The sequence below is a fragment of the Pseudomonas sp. SWRI18 genome (genome assembly GCF_014268345.1).
Taxonomy (GTDB): domain Bacteria; phylum Pseudomonadota; class Gammaproteobacteria; order Pseudomonadales; family Pseudomonadaceae; genus Aquipseudomonas; species Aquipseudomonas cedrina.
In genome coordinates, this window is the sequence record NZ_JACCQQ010000012.1 from 16,993 (window position 1) to 34,735 (window position 17,743).

The 17,743-nt window shown below is 59.9% G+C and carries 18 protein-coding genes; 9 read left to right on the forward strand and 9 right to left on the reverse strand.

Annotated features, from left to right (window positions below; translation table 11 throughout):
- Positions 1 to 3: 3 nt before the first annotated feature.
- The 6 genes from H0Z09_RS14780 (at position 4) to H0Z09_RS14805 (ending at position 3,852) form a co-directional block, all read left to right on the forward strand.
- A complete protein-coding gene (locus H0Z09_RS14780; RefSeq protein WP_024077337.1) occupies positions 4 to 630 on the forward strand; it encodes a cytochrome o ubiquinol oxidase subunit III in 627 nt (208 codons plus the stop codon).
- Positions 630 to 965 carry a cytochrome o ubiquinol oxidase subunit IV gene (gene cyoD, locus H0Z09_RS14785; RefSeq protein WP_003194051.1) on the forward strand — a complete coding sequence of 112 codons (336 nt, stop codon included), beginning with the start codon at positions 630 to 632 and terminating at the stop codon, positions 963 to 965. Before H0Z09_RS14780 ends, cyoD begins: the two co-directional genes overlap by 1 nt.
- Before the next feature lie 11 nt (positions 966 to 976).
- The gene (cyoE, locus tag H0Z09_RS14790) at positions 977 to 1,864 is read left to right on the forward strand and encodes a heme o synthase (protein WP_076949921.1); all 888 of its coding nucleotides are present in this window, start codon (positions 977 to 979) and stop codon (positions 1,862 to 1,864) included.
- 148 nt (positions 1,865 to 2,012) lie between these two features.
- Positions 2,013 to 3,104 (forward strand): pyridoxal phosphate-dependent aminotransferase, encoded by a 1,092-nt coding sequence (locus H0Z09_RS14795; protein ID WP_186691225.1) that lies wholly within the window; start codon positions 2,013 to 2,015, stop codon positions 3,102 to 3,104.
- Positions 3,105 to 3,196: 92 nt separating this feature from the next.
- On the forward strand, positions 3,197 to 3,541 hold the full coding sequence (locus H0Z09_RS14800) for a toxin (RefSeq protein WP_186691226.1): 345 nt from the start codon (positions 3,197 to 3,199) through the stop codon (positions 3,539 to 3,541).
- Positions 3,538 to 3,852: a helix-turn-helix domain-containing protein gene (locus H0Z09_RS14805; RefSeq protein WP_186691227.1), complete on the forward strand. Its 315-nt coding sequence runs from the start codon at positions 3,538 to 3,540 to the stop codon at positions 3,850 to 3,852. Before H0Z09_RS14800 ends, H0Z09_RS14805 begins: the two co-directional genes overlap by 4 nt.
- 59 nt (positions 3,853 to 3,911) lie before the next feature.
- Here the strand turns inward: H0Z09_RS14805 and H0Z09_RS14810 are convergent, their stop codons facing one another.
- Positions 3,912 to 4,619: a hypothetical protein gene (locus H0Z09_RS14810; RefSeq protein WP_186691228.1), complete on the reverse strand. Its 708-nt coding sequence runs from the start codon at positions 4,617 to 4,619 to the stop codon at positions 3,912 to 3,914.
- A 265-nt stretch (positions 4,620 to 4,884) separates the two neighbouring features.
- On the reverse strand, positions 4,885 to 6,135 hold the full coding sequence (locus H0Z09_RS14815) for an aspartate aminotransferase family protein (RefSeq protein ID WP_186691229.1): 1,251 nt from the start codon (positions 6,133 to 6,135) through the stop codon (positions 4,885 to 4,887).
- Positions 6,136 to 6,357: 222 nt separating this feature from the next.
- Between H0Z09_RS14815 and H0Z09_RS14820 the strand changes: the two genes are divergently transcribed.
- On the forward strand, positions 6,358 to 7,386 hold the full coding sequence (locus H0Z09_RS14820) for an amino acid ABC transporter substrate-binding protein (RefSeq protein WP_186691230.1): 1,029 nt from the start codon (positions 6,358 to 6,360) through the stop codon (positions 7,384 to 7,386).
- A 12-nt stretch (positions 7,387 to 7,398) separates the two neighbouring features.
- Here H0Z09_RS14820 and H0Z09_RS14825 read toward each other — a convergent pair whose 3' ends face one another.
- The 5 genes from H0Z09_RS14825 to H0Z09_RS14845 form a co-directional block, all read right to left on the reverse strand.
- Complete coding sequence (locus tag H0Z09_RS14825; protein WP_186691231.1) at positions 7,399 to 8,412, reverse strand: diguanylate cyclase; 1,014 nt, start codon at positions 8,410 to 8,412, stop codon at positions 7,399 to 7,401.
- 180 nt (positions 8,413 to 8,592) lie between these two features.
- On the reverse strand, positions 8,593 to 8,901 hold the full coding sequence (locus H0Z09_RS14830) for an XRE family transcriptional regulator (RefSeq protein WP_186691232.1): 309 nt from the start codon (positions 8,899 to 8,901) through the stop codon (positions 8,593 to 8,595).
- Positions 8,902 to 8,911: 10 nt separating this feature from the next.
- Positions 8,912 to 9,253, reverse strand: coding sequence for a type II toxin-antitoxin system RelE/ParE family toxin (locus H0Z09_RS14835; protein WP_186691233.1), 342 nt, complete (start codon positions 9,251 to 9,253; stop codon positions 8,912 to 8,914).
- 193 nt (positions 9,254 to 9,446) lie between these two features.
- Positions 9,447 to 11,336, reverse strand: coding sequence for an alkaline phosphatase D family protein (locus H0Z09_RS14840; RefSeq protein WP_186691234.1), 1,890 nt, complete (start codon positions 11,334 to 11,336; stop codon positions 9,447 to 9,449).
- Positions 11,337 to 11,776: 440 nt separating this feature from the next.
- Positions 11,777 to 12,565, reverse strand: a complete 789-nt coding sequence (locus H0Z09_RS14845; RefSeq protein WP_186691235.1) for a VacJ family lipoprotein — start codon at positions 12,563 to 12,565, stop codon at positions 11,777 to 11,779.
- 164 nt (positions 12,566 to 12,729) lie between these two features.
- Here H0Z09_RS14845 and H0Z09_RS14850 point away from each other — a divergent pair, with 164 nt between their 5' ends.
- Together H0Z09_RS14850 and H0Z09_RS14855 are read left to right on the forward strand one after the other, a co-directional pair.
- A complete protein-coding gene (locus H0Z09_RS14850; protein ID WP_186691236.1) occupies positions 12,730 to 13,440 on the forward strand; it encodes a response regulator in 711 nt (236 codons plus the stop codon).
- A complete protein-coding gene (locus H0Z09_RS14855) occupies positions 13,437 to 14,756 on the forward strand; it encodes an ATP-binding protein (protein ID WP_186691237.1) in 1,320 nt (439 codons plus the stop codon). Before H0Z09_RS14850 ends, H0Z09_RS14855 begins: the two co-directional genes overlap by 4 nt.
- A gap of 18 nt (positions 14,757 to 14,774) precedes the next feature.
- Here the strand turns inward: H0Z09_RS14855 and H0Z09_RS14860 are convergent, their stop codons facing one another.
- Complete coding sequence (locus H0Z09_RS14860; RefSeq protein ID WP_186691238.1) at positions 14,775 to 17,018, reverse strand: ATP-binding protein; 2,244 nt, start codon at positions 17,016 to 17,018, stop codon at positions 14,775 to 14,777.
- Positions 17,015 to 17,629: a biliverdin-producing heme oxygenase gene (locus H0Z09_RS14865; protein ID WP_186691239.1), complete on the reverse strand. Its 615-nt coding sequence runs from the start codon at positions 17,627 to 17,629 to the stop codon at positions 17,015 to 17,017. Before H0Z09_RS14865 ends, H0Z09_RS14860 begins: the two co-directional genes overlap by 4 nt.
- Positions 17,630 to 17,743: the final 114 nt, after the last annotated feature.

The following is a 17,743-nucleotide window of genomic DNA, read 5'->3' on the forward strand; positions in this document are numbered from 1 at the left end:
ACCATGTCGAACTTAGTGACCAATGCTGGACACGCCCATGTCGATGACCATGGGCACGATGACCATCACCACGACTCGGGGCCAATGACCGTCTTCGGTTTCTGGCTCTACCTGATGACCGACTGCATCCTGTTTGCGTCGATCTTCGCGGTGTACGCGGTACTGGTAAACAACGTAGCGGGTGGCCCGTCGGGCCACGACATCTTCGAACTGCCTTACGTGCTCGGCGAAACCGCCTTGCTGTTGTTCAGTTCGATCACCTACGGCTTCGCCATGTTGGCCTTCTACAAGGGCAACAAGAAAGGCGTACTGAGCTGGTTGGCACTGACCTTCCTGTTCGGCCTGGGCTTCATCGGCATGGAGATCAACGAGTTCCACCTGCTGATCTCCGAGGGCTACGGCCCGCACCGTTCCGGTTTCCTGTCGGCGTTCTTCACGCTGGTCGGCACCCACGGTCTGCACGTATCCGCCGGCCTGCTGTGGATGGCGGTGATGATGTATCAGGTCAATAAGCACGGCCTGACCAACACCAACAAGACCCGCCTGAGCTGCCTGAGCCTGTTCTGGCACTTCCTAGACGTGGTCTGGATCTGCGTATTCACCGTCGTTTACTTGATGGGGACTCTGTAATGGCTAATGCACACTCCCATGACAGCCACGATTCAAGCCACGGCAGCGTAAAGTCTTACGCCATCGGCTTTATCCTGTCGGTCATCCTGACCCTGATCCCGTTCGGCCTGGTGATGTACCCAACCCTGCCGAAGTCGATCACCTTGATGATCGTGTTGGCGTTCGCGGTGATTCAGGTCCTGGTTCACCTGGTGTACTTCCTGCACCTGGATCGTTCCAAAGAGCAGCGCGAGAACGTGATTGCGTTCGTGTTCGCAGGCCTGGTGATCGTTCTGCTGGTTGGTCTGTCGCTGTGGATCATGTTCAGCATCCACACCTACATGATGGCGAAGTGAGGTAAAACCCGATGTCGCTTAAGCACTTTATCCAAATCACCAAACCGGGGATCATTTTCGGTAACGTGCTTTCTGTGGCGGGCGGTTTCTTCCTGGCCTCCAAGGGGCATGTCGATCTGGCCATCTTTCTGGCTGCAATGATCGGCACGTCCCTGGTGGTAGCTTCCGGATGCGTGTTCAACAACTGCATCGACCGTGACATCGACATCAAGATGGAGCGCACCAAGAATCGCGTGCTGGTCCAGGGGCTTATCTCCCTGAAGCTGGCACTGATCTTCGCGACCGTCCTGGGTGTTGCCGGTGTAGTGCTGTTGTACAAGGTGGCCAACCCGCTGGCGGCGCTGTTTGCCGTGATCGGCTTTGTCATCTACGTCGGCCTCTACAGCCTCTACCTCAAGCGCAAGTCGGTGCACGGCACGCTGGTGGGCAGTCTGTCGGGGGCGATGCCGCCGGTGATTGGTTATGTGGCTGTAACCAATAGCTTCGACATGGCCGCGCTGGTGCTGCTGGTGATGTTCAGCCTGTGGCAGATGCCGCATTCCTACGCCATCGCGATTTTCCGCTTCAATGACTACCTGGCTGCGTCGATTCCGGTCCTGCCGGTCAAGCGTGGCATCCAGGTGGCCAAGAAACATATCCTGCTCTACATCCTGGCCTTCCTCGTGGCGACCTTGATGTTGACCTTCAGTGGCTACGCCGGCATGAGTTACCTCGCCGTCGCCGCGGCCATGGGCATGTACTGGTTGTACATGGCCTGGACCGGCTACAAGGCGGTGGATGACACCGTCTGGGCGCGCAAGCTGTTCGTGTTCTCGATCTTCACCATCACCGCGCTCAGCGTGATGATGTCCCTGGATTTCCAAGTGCCGAAAGAGCTGTTGCTGACCTCCGCTCACTGAGTGGTCGTGCAGTGAAAGAGCCCCGCCTTCGAGAGAAGCGCGGGGCTTTTTCTTGGGCGCAGGTTTAAATTCGCAGGCGCTTTTCTCGTCATACCTCCCTGTACGAGCTGTGCGAATCCATTACCTGCCTGCAACAAGGAGTTGTCACATGGTCAGCGTTAGTCGTCGGACCCTTCTCGCCGTGGGCGCTGCCCTGCCATTACTGGGACGCCTGGATTGGGCGGTTGCGGCGCCGCCGCCGGCCAAGTCCGACAAGGTGCGGCTCAACTACAACGAGAGCCCCTACGGCCCCTCCAGCGCTGCACGCGAGGCAATGCAGCAGGGCATCGCCACCTCCGCACGTTATCCTTACGGCCACATGTATGCGTTGGCCGGGTTGTTTGCCCAGCAGCAGGGCATTGCCGAAGAGCAGGTGGCGGTGTTTGCAGGCTCCATGGCCGCCTTGCGCTATGCGGTGCTGGCCTTTACCAGCGAGACCCGCGGCCTGGTGATGGCCACGCCGTCCTACGAAGTGCCGCGCCAGGCGGCACAATCGAACACGGCGCCGGTGAAGGAAGTCAGCCTGAACGCCGACCACGCCCACGACATCCCGACCATGCTCGCCGCCGATCCCCAGGCCGGCATGCTCTACCTGTGCAACCCCAACAACCCCACCGGCACCGTCACGCCCGTCGAAGCTATCCGTCAGGCACTGGCGGACAAACCCAAGGGCAGTGTGTTGGTGGTGGACGAGGCTTATATCGACTTCGCCGACGTGCCCAGCGTTGTCAGTTGGGTCAAGGACCACGACGACCTGCTGGTGCTGCGCACCTTTTCGAAAATCTACGGTATGGCCGGCGCCCGCCTGGGCCTGGCGATCGGCCACCCGGCGCTGCTGGAGCGGCTCGCGGTGTTTGGCGGTGACAACGTACCGGCGGGCGCAAGTCTGCTCGGCGGCCTTGCCAGCCTGGAAGATGTGAAGTTGTTGCCACAGCGCAAGGCGCTCAATAACCAACTGCGCGATGAGACCGTGACGTGGTTGAAAGGTCGTGGTTTTACCTGCACGGCGTCCCAGGCCAATTGCTTCATGATCGACGTGCAACAACCGGCCGAACAGGTGATCGAGAAGCTTGCGGCGCACGGCGTACTGATTGGACGGGTATGGAAAGACTGGCCGCAGTGGGTGCGGGTGACGGTGGGGAGCAAACGGGAGATGGCGCGTTTTCGCGAGGTGTTTGCGGCGCAGCTGACTCACGTGTAGGCCGGATAACGCTTCGCTGTGGCGCTGGCAGTTCGTCAGAAAATCGAATTTGAGTTTGCATAATCATACGCAAGTTGACTATAGTTTAGTTCATGCGCTCTCTGTTCTTCGAAACATCTTCGTTTACTGCAACCGTTGGTGATTATCTGACGGACGATGAGTATCGTGCGCTGCAAAATGAGATGCAGTTGAACCCGTTGGCGGGCGATGTCATGCCCCGTACGGGAGGGTTTCGTAAACTGAGGTGGTCAGACGGGAAGCGTGGTAAAGGCAAGCGTGGTGGTTTACGGGTTATTTACTATTGGCTCACCACGGATGGTCATTTCTGGATGTTCGCAATCTATAACAAGGACGAACTGGAAAATCTGACTGCCGATCAAGAGAAGGCACTTAAAAAGGCCATAGACGCAGAACTGAAAAAACGAGGTACCCCATGAAAAAGCGCGATCTGTTTGCTGAGTTGATGCAGGGCGTTAATGAAATGGCGGCGCATCGGGAAGGCAAAATTACCCTTAGGCAGAGCACCTTGGAGGATAGGCCTGCTCCTGACGTGTCCGCCCAAGAGATTGTGGCATTGCGGGACAAGCTGCATATGTCGCAGTCGGTGTTTGCCAGGAGCATACGCACCAGTCCCAGTACGCTGAAAAATTGGGAGCAGGATAAGTCAAAGCCCAACGCTCAGGCTGCTCTGCTCATTCGTCTGGTCGAGAAGTTTCCAGACATGGTGGATCGATTGTCGACCGTCTGATTGAAAAAAGGCCCCGACTTCGTACGAAGGACGGGGCTTTTTAAAGGGCGCGAATCAGGTCACTGCTGCGCGATGCTATACCCCTCAAACGCCGTCTGCTGTTGCAATGCAGTGATCACGCTCTTGCGGCTCAACGGCTGTTCGGTGCCGGCGTTATCCACAAAGCTTTCAACCTCCAGCTGCGCTTCATCCCCTTCACCCACGAAGCTGAAACCCAGGAACTCGAACGCCTCACGGTCAACGTTCAGCTTCGAGCGCGGCGTGCGCAGCGGCAGGGTGACGCTGATGCCGTCCTTGCTGATCACAAACACTTCGGCTTCTTTCTTGGGCCGTGACGCCTTGCTCTTGCCGGCGCTCGGGTTGCTGATGGCCTGGTGGCTCTGGTTCAGCACTTTCAATGCCAGGCCATAGACCAATTCCTGAAACTGGGGGTCGTCCTTGAAGCTGGACAGGATGCGGCTGATGGAGAACTGGCTGCTGAGGTTTTCCAGGGCGGCGTTGTCGGCTGCCTCGGCGTCTTTGAGTTGCTTGAGCTGGCCCATCAGGTCGTAGGCGGTGTCGTCGTCGAATGCATCGTGGGCCTGGCGGATCGCCACGCGCAGCTCACGGATCTGGTCGCTTTCCTTGGAGGTGTGGAATGCGTCCAGCACCATCTCGCTGATGATCTTGGCGGCAGGCACATGCTGTGAAAGATTGATGGCGTTTTCGTATTCGGCTTTGGCGCGCAAGGCGACTACGGATTCTTCAGGGGTGTAGGAATCGGACATTGAAATTTCACTACTTCAGTAAACGAGGACAAAAAAGCGTCGGGCATTTTCAGGGGGGAGGGGGATCAGGTCAAGGCAGAGTAACTTGTAGTGAGCGGGCTTGCCCCGCGCTGGGTGGCGAAGCCGCCCTAATAAAGACAGCGCCGAGTTCCAGAGAAAACCGGGTCGCTTGGTTTGGGGCGGCTTCGCCACCCAGCGCGGGCGGTGCGACGATTCGACAAGCCCGCTCACTACAGGGAGATTTGTCAGGCGCAGGCATTGGCGACTAGACCAACTGCTTCAGGCACGTTTCAAGAATATCCAGCCCTTCCTCCAATACCGCAGGCTCTGTCGTCAGGGGTGCCAGCAAGCGGACGATGTGCCGAGCCTTGCCGCTGGGCATCAGCAGCAAGCCGGCGTCCCGCGCCAGGCTCAGCAATTGGGCCAGTTGGTTTGGCGCAGGGGTGCCATCGGCGTTGGCCAGCTCGATGCCACGCATGGAGCCGACGCCGGTCAGGCGCCCGAGGTAGGGCGTGAGGCCTTGGGCCCGCCAGGTTTCATAACGGCTGACGATGGCTTCTTCCTGGTGTGAGCCCCAGGCTTTCAGGTGTCCGTCGGTCATTGCATCCAGCGTGGCCAATGCCGCCGCACAGGCGATGGGGTTGCCGGAATAGGTGCCACCCAGGCCGCCCTTGGGCAGGTTGTCCATCAGCGCCTTGCGCCCAACGACTGCGCCCAGCGGCACGCCGCCGGCGATGCTTTTACCCAGCAGGATCAAGTCCGGCTCGATCCCCAGGCGCGAGAAGGCAAAGCGCCGGCCGGTACGGCCGAAGCCCGATTGGATCTCATCGGCAATCAACAGGATATTTTTCTCATCACAAAAGCGCCGCAGGGCTTGGGCGAATTCACGGTCCAATGCCAGGAACCCTGCTTCGCCCTGCACCGGCTCAATGATGAAACAGGCCACATCGTTGACGTCGATTTCCACGCTGAACAGCCGGTCCATGGCTTTCAGCGCCTCGGCGCAGCTCACGTCGTTATCAGCGCTGGGGTAGGGCAGGTGATACACAGGACCGGGTAGTACGCCGACCTTTTGCTTGTAGGGCGCAACCTTGCCGTTGAGGTTGAGGGTGGCCAGGGTGCGCCCATGAAAGGCACCGTCAAACGCAATCACCGCCGTACGACCGGTGGCGCCGCGTACGATTTTCAGCGCATTTTCCGCAGCCTCTGCGCCGCAGTTGGTCAGCATGCCGCTGACTGGGTAGTCCACCGGGACGAACGCGGTCAGACGGTCCATCAGCTCGATGTAGGGCGCATGTGGGGCAGCGTTGAACGCGTAGTGCGTCAGCCGAGTGGCCTGTTCACGAATCGCCTCCACCACGCCGGGGTGGCAATGGCCGAGGTTGAGCACACCGATGCCGCCTACAAAGTCGATATAGCGTTTGCCCGAGGTGTCCCAGACCTCGGCATTTTTACCGTGGCTGAGGCTGATGGGGTGAACGATGGAAATCGACTGGCTGATGGTTTCGCGGCTCATGAATCGGCGACTCGGCAGTGGCGGGCGTGTTTTTATCTAAGCCGGGCGCCCGTCCCTGTCGCAAACGAAATAAAGTCGCCGGGTCATTCCAAATCGGAAGGAGCTCTTGCCTAAAGGTCGTTTGCGGCTGAAATGAAAACCCGTCAATACTGCCCGGCAGCACTCTAAACCGGCGCGGGCTGCGGGGCGCCGAATAACAAGGAACGACAGGGAGAGCCATGCATGAACCTATTCAAAACAACGTTGGCCGCGATTGGCGCAACCGCCGTACTTGGGGTGGCGGGCACCGCTCAGGCGGGTGCGACCTTGGAGGCCATCCAGAAAAAAGGCTTCATCCAATGTGGTGTCAGTGACGGGCTGCCGGGCTTCGGCGTACCGGACAGCAAGGGCAAGATGACCGGTATCGACGTGGACGTGTGCCATGCGGTAGCCGCTGCCGTGTTCGGCGATGCATCGAAAGTGAAGTTCACGCAATTGACGGCCAAGGAACGCTTCACTGCGTTGCAGTCCGGTGAGATCGACCTGATCTCACGTAACACCACCTGGACCAGCTCCCGTGATTCGGGCATGGGCCTGGTGTTCACCGGCGTGACCTACTACGACGGCATCGGCTTTCTGGTGAACAACAAGCTGGGCGTCACCGGCGCCAAGCAATTGGATGGCGCAACGGTGTGCATCCAGGCCGGTACCACCACCGAACTCAACGTGTCCGATTACTTTCGCACCAACGGCATGAAGTACACGCCCATCACGTTCGACACCGCCGATGAAAGCGCCAAGGGCCTGGAAGCCGGGCGATGCGACGTGCTGACCACCGACCAGTCGGGCCTGTACGCCCAGCGCATCAAGATGGCCCACCCGGATGAGTTCGTGGTGTTGCCGGAAGTGATCTCCAAGGAACCCTTGGGGCCGTTGGTGCGCAAGGGGGATGACGAATGGTTCAGCATCGTCAAATGGACCTTGTTTGCCATGCTCAACGCCGAGGAAATGGGCATTACCTCCCAGAATGTCGAAGAGCAGGCCAAGACCACCCGCAATCCTGACGTTGCGCGGTTGCTCGGTGCTGATGGCGAATATGGCAAGGACTTGAAACTGCGCAAGGATTGGGTGGTGCAGATCGTCAAGCAGGTGGGCAACTACGGTGAAGTATTCGAGCGCAATATCGGCCAGGGCAGCGTGCTGAAGATCAAGCGCGGGCTGAATGCGCTCTGGAACAACGGCGGTATCCAGTACGCGCCGCCGGTGCGATAACAGCGCGAGGCGTTATTCCGACACGCCATCCTTCCCCGCCGCCTTGGCGCGATACAACGCCTGATCGGCACGCGCCATCAGGTCGGCGGGGGATTCATCCATTCGGCGTTCAGCCACGCCCAGGCTCACGGTAACCTTGAAACCGCCCGTGTGCGGGCGGTTGCTTAGTGCCTGGCGGATGCTCTGCGCCAGTGCCTTTGCGGCCTTCAAGGAAGTCTTGGGCAGGACCAGCATGAATTCATCGCCACCCCATCTGGCCAAGAGGTCACCCGGGCGAACGCAGCTTTCCAGGCACTCTGCCAACTGAACCAGCGTCTGGTCACCCACTCCATGGCCGTGCTGGTCATTGATCGGCTTGAAGTCATCGACATCTATCGCAATCAGAGCCAGCGGCAGGCGAAAGCGCTGCGCGCGGGCGCTCTCTTCCAGCAGTACTTTTTCCAGGCGGTAGCGGTTGGCAACCAAGGTCAAGGCATCTCGTTCGGCCAGGGAGCGGTTTTCATCAAGCTGCAATTGCAACTGCCGATTGACCCGCGACAGCTCACGTGTGCGTTCGGCTACCAGGGCCTCGAGGGATTGGTTGCGTCGCTCCAACTGCTCGAGGGAGCATTTTCTGCTATGAATATCGCGGTGGGCGCCCACCATGCGTGCCACCGAGCCGTCAGCATTGCGCGCAATCACGTAGCCCCGGTCTTCGATCCATAGGTAGCTGCCATCCTTTTTGCGGCAGCGGTACTCGACCTGGTAATAGGGGGCGCGACGGTGGATGTAGTCGTCGAACCGCTTCATCACCTGGGGATAATCCTCCGGATGGATCACGCTCTCCCAAGTGAATACGCTGTTTTCCAGCGTATGGCGGTGATAGCCCAGCATTTCGTACCAGCCGGGGTTACGGTAGACGAACCCGGTATTGGCGTTCCAATCCCAGATCCCGTCACTGACCAGTTCGAGGACGGTGTGCAGCATGTCTGCGTTGAAGTGAGAGAAATCCTGCTTCAGCGGATTTGTGTCGGAGGTATCGTCCATCTGCGCATTCCTTGCGTGGGCAGGCACTCAAGGCCTGCCCCTGTTGTCGCCGATACTCCGTGGCTGGGGCTACTGTACATCGGGACTTGGGCGCTTTGAATAGGGGCAGATGTACGGCTAAAGATTCAGGGCATGTTGCGATTAGCTCTGGTGGCCCGGAACCGTCTGGTATGCAGCACGTCAGGTGACGGGTGGTCTTGCGTCTGGGTAAGGTACAAGCCTGACTTCCACCCGCTGACCCAAGGCTCTTGCCGCACTGGCCAAGGTCGCTAGAGTCATGCCGGCGTCGTTGTGATCGAGCGCCCGGTCTACTGCGGTGCGGCTGGTATGCATGCGCTCAGCCAGCGCTTTTTTACTGATTTTCTGAGCCTTCATCGCTTCTCCCAGTTGCCAGGCGATAACGCGTTTCAACGCGGCTGCAGATACTTCCTCAATGAGCCCTTCGTCGTTCAGAAAGTCGTCAAAATTTGAACCGATATGCTTGTTCACGTGATGTTCCTCATAGCAAGCTTTTGCGACGCCGTGCGGTATCCAACTCTACCAAAGGAGTTTTCTGGCTCTTTTTGATGAAACCATGCAGTAACACCATTTCGCAGTCAGCCAAAGTAAAGATGACCCGTGCAATATTGCTTCCGAGGTCGGTTCTGATTTCCCAGAGCCGGTGCTCAAGCTTTCGAACCAAAGGCATCCCCTGTGGCCATCCGTACTGGACGGATTTAATGTCGATACCTATGAGTTTTCGTTCTTCCCTTGGCAGCTCCATCAGCCATTCACGTACTGGCTCGCTACCAGCCTCGGTTCGATAAAAAGCAACGTTCAACACCAGATGTATGTTGTTCACAGGTGAGTGTACCAAAAAAGGTTCATGTGGCCATCGGCGATTGATAAGACTTATCGCGAAGAGTGGTCAGAGCCTGGCACTTTTTTCGAGGAAACGAGGTATTGAATCTTTTCAGAAAAATTCTTTTAAAAGCAGAAGGTTAAGGGGGATCTGTGGGGTTAGTGTGAACTTGGTTTCAAGCCTGTAAGAAAGATTACTTCGGCGCCACCATCCTCGTCCGCTCCCTCCCATCCGCGTTGTGCTGGTAAATCGCCTCAGGCTGGCCCTGCTCGTTGAAAAACACTTGGCCAATCCCCGCCGAATTCCATAGGCGTTCGCCGGCCTCGGCGTGCTCCGGAATATGCGGCACCACCTGCATGGTGCGCCGGCGGGTGAACCAGTTCAGGGGGGAGCGCGGTGAGTAGAGCCAGCGATTGAGGCGGTCGAACCATTCCAGCAGGCGCGGCGGGAATTGGTTCTTGATGCCGCTGCTGGTGATCTGCCAGATGCGCGGGCCGGCGTTGCGATGGCGGATCAGCACTTCGTAGACGAACGAGTAATGCACATCACCCGAGAGGATCACGTAGTTACCCGGCGTGCGCGAGTGACGGAAGATATTGAGGATCACCTGGGCGGCGCCGCGATGGGCCATCCAGTTTTCTGCATCCACCAGCAATGGATGGCCGCACCAGCTGAAGATTTTCTGCACGGTCTCGATCAGCTTGACGCCAAAGATCGGGGCGGGCGAGACGATAATGGCTGAGGGATGGTCCAGCAGTTCCTGTTGCAGTTCGCTCAAGGCCTCCCAGTCCAGCAGGCCGGACGGTTGCTTGAGGGTGAACTCGCTGCGCCAACGGCGGGTGCGGGTGTCGAGCACCACCAGGGCGGGCGTGGTGGGCAGCACGTAATGCCAACGCTGGAATTTCAGCAGCGCTTCGAGCAGTTCATCCTGCGCGGCGGCGTCCAGGTGGTTGCCTTGGGGCTTGGCAGTGAGCGCCTGGGTTTGGCCGATCAGCTCGCCAAACACATTCGGTTGGTTGCCCCAGCCCTGGCAGAGCAGGTAGGCAAGCAAGGCATTGCCGATGATGCGCTTGGAGAATGGATGGCCGTAGGCAGTCTCTTCCCATTGGGCGCTCAGGTTCCAGTCGTCGGTAATGTCGTGATCGTCAAAGATCATCAGCGTCGACAAGTGAGCGAAGACCCGCGCGACACCGGGCAGGCCGTCGCGGAATCGGTCGATCTGCACCTGTTCGCGTGCGTAGCGTTGCTGTCGTTCTGCGCTCAGTTGCGCAGGCACGGGCGAGATCAGTGTCCAAGGCGTCGGCGACCACACCAGCAGATACATTGCGATGACCTCAGCGAAGGTCACCAGGTGATTATCGGCGGTGCTGCTGGTGAAGATCGGCTTTTTTACCCCACCAAAGAAGCGTTCGCGCAGGGTTTCGTTGCTGTCCAGCGCCGGCAGCAAGTCGGCGCGATGGTAATAGCTGGCGCTGTGGCCGTAGAGGCTGGCGCTGTCATCGACTACGGCACCCTGCAGGTACTCATCGAACAGGCCCAGGCGCGCGATCAACGCGTGTATCGCGCGTAGCATCGGCCCGGCCACGTCGTCGGCGTAGATCTGATCGCCGCTCATCATCAGCAAGGCTGGGCGGTCGGCCGGGGTCCTGGCACCGGCCAGCAGGCGGTCGACACACAGCAAGCCGTCGTCGGCGCTGTGATGGGGTTTGCGGCATGAACCATGCACCAACTGGTGGATACGGCTGTGCAATACGAAACTGGGGTATTGGGTGTTGGTATACAGCAGGTGCGGTGCCCATTCGGCAATGCCGGCGTCGCCAACCAGCAGGTCGTAGCTGATCACCACGTCAAGCGGCAGCGCGTCGTCCAGAGGCACATCGATCAGGTGGATAAACGCCTGGCGACCGACGGGGACAAGCTGGCAGCTGTCCAGGTTGATCTCCAGTGTCTGCGTGGGTAGATGCAACTTCAGCTTCAATTCCAGTGCACGGCTTCCCACCAGCCACAACACCAGGCGCCGAGGTTCGAGACGCCTCAGCAGTGGGCCGGCGAGTACGTCGGGCAGTGTGTCGTTGTGCGGCATGCAGGCAAGGATTCCAGGCTGGATTGAACCGGCAAGATTAACTCAGGGAATGTCATGGTTTTGTTAAGAATGACGGTACGAAGGGCCGTGCACTGCCCGTCGTACGCAGATGGTTAAAGCACGTTGCCTCGACCCAGACTGTCCATCCCACCTCGGTTTGTGCGTCGATCGTTATTCCCCGTGCGTCCAGAGTCAGCGACGTTCACTTGTGTTTCGTCAATGCTGCGCTTCCTGCGCTGGGGCTCCGCAGCATCCTGCTGCAGGGGTTGGTAATGAAAGCTGCCCAGTGAGTGGTTGATAGCGCTAAGCATGAATATTTCCTTCTATAAGTAGAGGATCACTTCACCTTCAGGAGCGAAGTGAACCCAAACTTATAGGCTCCGAAGCCTGTCGGCGATAAACGTCATGCTGCAAGATATGACTCCCATTGTGAGCGCGTTTTAAAAATCATCCGAGGCTTTGTTCGCACAACCCTCGAGTGCCGCGGATGTCGCGCCTTCCTGGCCTTCACGCACAAAAGCAGCCCGGTTTTGCGCCACCACGTTACGCAATGCGCTGTAGTAATCCGGCAGTTTTTGCAGGCTGTCGGTAAGCGGCAACAGTGACGCCCGTGTATCCACCGTACCGCCGACCAGGCTGATGGTGCCCAGGGTCTGCACCGTATCGCTGTTCCCCAGTGGCGACACCAGGAAGCTCAAGACCTTGCCCGCCGCATCCCGGCTGTTGCTGGTGCCCAGCAAGGGCAATTCGACAATGGGGCCGTTGCCCATGCCCCACACACCGAATGTCTGGCCGAAGTCGGCGGTGTGACGTGGGATGCCCAGGCGGTCCGACACATCGAACAGCCCGACCACGCCCACGGTCGTGTTCACGGCGAAGCGCCCCAGAGTATTGACCGAACGCCGCGGGTTGCCTTGCAGCAGGTCGTTGATAAACACCTTCGGCTCACTGAAGTTGCTCGCGAAGTTATGCACACCCTGCTGGAAAAAATCCGGCAGGTAGCGGTAACCACGCGCTACAGGCGCCAGGGCGTAATCGTCCACCGCACGGTTGAACGCAAACACCCCGCGGTTGACCGGTTCGGCCGGGTCATACACCGGGTGGTCCACCTGCGCGCAGCGGGTGGTGGGGGTTACCGGGGCCGGGCTGGCGCAGCCGGTCAGGTAAGACATCGTCAGTAACAGCACGGCCTGGCGGGCCAGATGCCGGGGGGAGGTCAATGAGTGCATGGGCGCAGTCTCCGCAAAAAGGAGGCCGATGCTGGCATGGGCGCCTTGCGCAAAGATGTCCGGTTTATTGCGCTGTTGACGCTTTATTGCACGGTTGAAATATATGACGGGCCGCGTCGAATAGTTTTAGATGGCGCCTTGTCCCAGCCCAGTGAAGCCTGCCGGTGAGCCACCTGTTAATCGTCGACGATGACCTTGAAGTCCTCGCCCTGCTGAAGAAATTTTTCCTGCAACACGGCTATTCGGTGCAGACCGTCGCCAGTGGCGCCGAGCTGTGGTCGGCCATGGAGCACCGGCCCGCCGACTTGATCATCCTCGACCTGATGCTTCCCGGCGACAACGGCCTGCTGCTGTGCCAGCGCTTGCGCCAGCAATACGCCACGCCGGTGATCATGCTCACTGCCATGGGCGAACTCAGCGACCGTGTGGTCGGCCTGGAAATGGGCGCCGATGATTACCTGAGCAAACCCTTCGACGCCCGCGAACTGCTCGCCAGGGTGCGTGCGGTATTGCGCCGGGCGGGTGAGAACCGTCCGCCGATGGGCGAGGCCGCGCGCCCGCTGATCCGCTTTGCCGGCTGGCAACTGGACCTCACCCGCCGCGAGTTGCGCTCGCCCGACCAGGTGATGATCCCGCTGTCATCCGGCGAGTTCGACCTGCTGCTGGTGTTCGTCGAGCATCCCCAACGCGTGCTCACCCGCGAACAGTTGCTGAACCTGGCGCGCGGCCATAGCCATGATGCCTTCGACCGCAGCATCGACGTGCAAGTGAGCCGCCTGCGCCGCAAGCTGGAATTCGATACCAAGCGCCCGGCGATGATCCGCACCGTGCGCAACGGCGGCTACCAGTTCACCGCCAGCGTGACACGCTCATGAGCAGGCGGCCACACGACACGGTGGCGCGCTGGATCGCGCTCACCGTGCTGGTCGCGATGATCACCGCGCTGGCGTTCAACGCCTTGTTCGTGCAATTGGCCGGGGTATGGGCCAGGCCGCCGTTGTCTGAAACCGGCCTGCTGGAAAAAGTCGCTATGGTGGTGCGTGTGGTCGAGGCGTCCGAACCGTCACAACGACCGCATCTTGTCCAAGTGATGGGGGACAGGTCTTTCAGCGTGACCTGGGCAGCGCAGCGAACGGCGTTTGATCTGCCGGTGCTCACCGACCCGGACTTCAACACGGGTGAAAAGGTGTTCAAGCACCTGCTTGAAGGCCCGATGCGCCCCATGGAAGTCTATGGGCCAGCCGACTGGCCCGACGGCAACGGCCAGTACGTGCTGTTGATGCAACTGGCCGATCGCTCCTGGCTGATGTTCAGCACCGGCGCTCGCAGCTGGGGAATGGACGATGGACCGCGCAGCCTGATCGTGGTGCTGCTGGTGCTGATCTCCACGGCACTGGTTACCCTGGTAGCGACCCGTCGCCTGGCCCACCCGCTGCAACACTTTGCCCAAGGTGCGCGGCGCTTTGGCAGCGACTTTCGCGCGCCACCCATCGAGCCGGTGGGGCCTCACGAAATCCGCCAGGCCATTCTTGCGTTCAACAGCATGCAGGCGCAGTTGCGGCACTTCATTCAGGATCGCACCCAAATGCTCGCCGCTATCTCCCACGACTTGCGCGCGCCGCTGACCCGCCTGCGCCTGCGCGGCGAATTCATCGAAGACACCGACCAGCAGCAGCGACTGTTTCGCGACGTTGATGAAATGCAGGCCATGATCAACACCGCCCTGGAGTTTTTCCGCGACGACGCGCGCCTGGAACAGGCTACCCAACTGGACCTGGCGGAATTGCTGCAAACCCTGATCGACGATTATCGCGACCAGGCCATCGATCTCACCTTCAACGGCCCGCCCCGCCTGGTGTACTTCGGCCGGCCCCTGGGCCTCAAGCGGGTGATGACCAACCTGATGGACAATGCCATCCACTACGGCACGGCACCGCAGATCGAGTTGCAGCACAAGCAGGGTGAGGTGGTGATCAGGGTGCTGGATCGTGGCCCGGGCATATCGAAGGAGCACCTTGAGGACGTGTTCCTGCCGTTCTATCGCCTGGAGGGCTCACGCAACAAAAGCACCGGCGGCGTCGGGCTTGGGCTCTCCACCGCACGAGCGATTGTGCTGGAACATGGCGGCACCCTGACCCTGGCCGAGCGCCAGGGCGGCGGGTTGGAAGCGGTGGTGATATTGCCGGTATAAGTTTTACCGGCAACCGCATCAGGTATGCGAGTCTTCAACCACCCTGGGCACAGTAAACCGGAACTCACTGCCCCGGCCCACCTCACTCTCGGCAACGATCTTGCCGCCATGGGCGTGAATGATGCCTTGGGTGATGTACAGCCCCAGGCCGTTACCGGTGGGGTTGTTTTCGGTCTGGGTCCAGTAACGATCAAACACATGAGGCAGTTGTTCCGGCGCAATGCCTTCGCCGGTATCACGCACCGAGAACACGATTTCCTCGCCATTGTTCATGGCGCTGATGCCGATATTGCCCTGGCGCGGGGTGAACTTGATGGCATTGCCGATCAGGTTCGACAGCACCTGGAACAGGCGCTCCGGGTCGGCGTTGATCTGCAGGCCCGGCTCGGCGTTGAACGACAGGTCAATGCCTTTCTCCGACGCCAGCGGTGCGAGCAAGGAGTAGGCCTCTTCGAACATCTGGCTGACATCCAGCGCCACCGGCTTGACCACATACCGCCCGGCATCGATTTTCGACGTGTCGAGCAGGTCTTCCAGCAGCACATTCATGCGCCCGGCCGCCTGCTGCATGGTGTCGATGGCTGAGGAAATCCGCCGTGACGTATGCGGGCCATCGGAGCTGAAGGCCTTTTGCAGCATGCCGCAGAGCATCGAGATCACGGTCATCGGGTTGCGCAGGTCATGGGACACCACCGCCACCAGCTCTTCACGGGCGCGCACGGCTTGTTGTTCGCGCAGCACCTGGCGGGCCAGGTCGTTTTCCAGGGCCGAGCGGCGCAAGTCGTTGGCGGCGAACAGGTCGCCGTGGCTCCACTTGGTGGAGATGCCGGCCATTTCGACCTTCCAGATTTCAAACGAGGTGCGTGGGCGAAGGCGCAGACCGGCGTCGGAGTTTTCCAGATCCAGCGGCTTTTTCGGATCGCCGCTCCACTGGGTGTTCTCCTTCACTTCCGGGCGGAACCACAGCACGCCGTTGTCCACCGGTTTAGGCAGACTCATGGCCAGCACGCCGCTGGCCACCTGCTGGAACGCGGCGGCCGGCGGGTACACCGACACCAGGTTATGGCTGGAAAACACCGGCTCGGCGCTCTGCTGCAGCCACTTGTGCAGCGAGCGAATTTGCGCCGGCTCCGGGCAGTTGCCGTAACGGTGCAATTGTTTGTCTTCGATGATCGCCACGCCGCCGGACAGGGTCAGGTCCATCAGCCATTGCGGTTGTTGAGCCAGGCCGTCGAACACGCCGACTTCAGACGCCTTCATGGCTTGACCCAACCGCGCTAGGGCGTCGAGTTTTTCATCACGCTGGCGGCTGAGATCCAGCGCTTCCATGGCGCTGATCTGCAACGACAACACCTGGCCAATAGTCTGGCAGGCGATACGCAGGTCATTGGGCACCAGCAGAGGTTCGCGGTTGCCGCAGCTGATAAGGCCCCAGAGCTTGTCGCCGCTCATCAGCGAGATGCTCATGGACGACAGCACGCCCATGTTCTGCATGTACTGGCAGTGAATCGGCGACACACTGCGCAGGGTGGCGAAGCTCAGGTCCAGCGGCTGGCCGGTGTCGGGGCGCAACGTGGGCAACAGCGGTACCGGTTCGTAGGCCGCGTTCGGAATAATGCGCAGCCAGTTGGAGCGATACAGCTCGCGAGCCTGCTCCGGGATGTCGGATGCGGGGAAGAACAGGCCGTTGAAAAGCTCCATGGACGGCGCCGACGCTTCGGCGATTACCTGGCCATGACCTTCGTCTTCGAAACGGTAGATCAGCACGCGGTCGTAGCCGGTCATGGCCTGGATTTCATTCACGCTGATTTCGTACAGCGCCTGCAGGGTTTTCGCCGCCTGCAAACGTTGCAGCATCTTGCCCAGGTTACTGGTGCGACCGTTCACCGCGCGCGGGCGGAAATCCTGGAGCCGCGGCTCGAATTCCAGCACCAGCACATTCTGGTGGCGGTGCAGCAAGCCTTCGAAGTCCGCGCCGTTCAGGGTGATGTGCAACGGTGGCATGTCGAAGAAAGTATTGGTTTGGGCCATGACTCTGACGGCCTGGGCGTGTTCGGCGCCGATCAAGCTGTGCAGCGGCTGGCCCAGCAACGCTTCGGGCGCATGGCCGAACAAGGTGCCGACGTTGGCGCTGACCTGGATGATCTCCAGGCCGGGCTCCGACAGGGTCAGCAGCGCACCGTGGGGCTGGATCGCCCCGGGAAAGCGGATGGGCTCGTTGGCACAGTTGGCAAGCAGCTCTTCAAAATCTTCGGGTTTCATAGCAGTACCTCCTGGCTGTCGAGCCATTGCTCAAAGCAGCTGAATGTCGAGCGGGCGGCGTCCACGGCGTGTTGTTTTGCCGGCGCGCCCAGCGCCTGGTCGCCCAGGTAATCAAGAAAATCCTTCCAGCGCCGCCCGGTCTCTACCCCGTAGATATTGAGAAATGCACCGCCGTTGTCGGCATTCACACCCAGGCGCTGAGCCATTTCCCGGCGAAGCACTTGGCCGCCCAGGGTCGCGCCCTCAAGTACATACAGGGCACCGAGGCAGGCGGCGGGCGTATCGAACGTAGGGAGTTGCGTGCAATGGGGCAGGGTGTCGATGGCGTGATCATCCAGGCCCAGGGCGTAGAGGTCAGTCAGCAGCGTCGGTGTTTTCACGCGCATTGCTGTATCGAACCCTTCGGGAATCAAGGCGCTGTCATACAGTGCCGCTTCCATGGGCTGATAAAAACCGTAGTACGCCTGGAGCAAGCGCCGATACCACTGCGCATCAAGGCGCTCGGAGAAGAACGGCAGGCGCTTTTCCAGTGCTGTATGCAGCAAGGCCGTGCCTGTGCGCAGCGCTTCCAGCAGGGAGGGCGCATCGACGTCATGGGCCTGAGAATGCATTCAGTGAGCTCGAACTGTGGGCCTCTCGGCCATGAATGACGCGCGAATTGGGCGACGATTCTACAGTCGGTGACTAAACGCGAAAAGCGAAAAGGCTGACTGGCGGATCAGAAA

Coding starts and splice junctions, on each gene's coding strand:
- H0Z09_RS14780 (WP_024077337.1), top strand. CDS start 4: ATGTCGAACTTAGTGACCAATGCTGGACACGCCCATGTCGATGACCAT.
- cyoD (WP_003194051.1), top strand. CDS start 630: ATGGCTAATGCACACTCCCATGACAGCCACGATTCAAGCCACGGCAGC.
- cyoE (WP_076949921.1), top strand. CDS start 977: ATGTCGCTTAAGCACTTTATCCAAATCACCAAACCGGGGATCATTTTC.
- H0Z09_RS14795 (WP_186691225.1), top strand. CDS start 2,013: ATGGTCAGCGTTAGTCGTCGGACCCTTCTCGCCGTGGGCGCTGCCCTG.
- H0Z09_RS14800 (WP_186691226.1), top strand. CDS start 3,197: ATGCGCTCTCTGTTCTTCGAAACATCTTCGTTTACTGCAACCGTTGGT.
- H0Z09_RS14805 (WP_186691227.1), top strand. CDS start 3,538: ATGAAAAAGCGCGATCTGTTTGCTGAGTTGATGCAGGGCGTTAATGAA.
- H0Z09_RS14810 (WP_186691228.1), bottom strand. CDS start 4,619: ATGTCCGATTCCTACACCCCTGAAGAATCCGTAGTCGCCTTGCGCGCC.
- H0Z09_RS14815 (WP_186691229.1), bottom strand. CDS start 6,135: ATGAGCCGCGAAACCATCAGCCAGTCGATTTCCATCGTTCACCCCATC.
- H0Z09_RS14820 (WP_186691230.1), top strand. CDS start 6,358: ATGAACCTATTCAAAACAACGTTGGCCGCGATTGGCGCAACCGCCGTA.
- H0Z09_RS14825 (WP_186691231.1), bottom strand. CDS start 8,412: ATGGACGATACCTCCGACACAAATCCGCTGAAGCAGGATTTCTCTCAC.
- H0Z09_RS14840 (WP_186691234.1), bottom strand. CDS start 11,336: ATGCCGCACAACGACACACTGCCCGACGTACTCGCCGGCCCACTGCTG.
- H0Z09_RS14845 (WP_186691235.1), bottom strand. CDS start 12,565: ATGCACTCATTGACCTCCCCCCGGCATCTGGCCCGCCAGGCCGTGCTG.
- H0Z09_RS14855 (WP_186691237.1), top strand. CDS start 13,437: ATGAGCAGGCGGCCACACGACACGGTGGCGCGCTGGATCGCGCTCACC.
- H0Z09_RS14860 (WP_186691238.1), bottom strand. CDS start 17,018: ATGAAACCCGAAGATTTTGAAGAGCTGCTTGCCAACTGTGCCAACGAG.
- H0Z09_RS14865 (WP_186691239.1), bottom strand. CDS start 17,629: ATGCATTCTCAGGCCCATGACGTCGATGCGCCCTCCCTGCTGGAAGCG.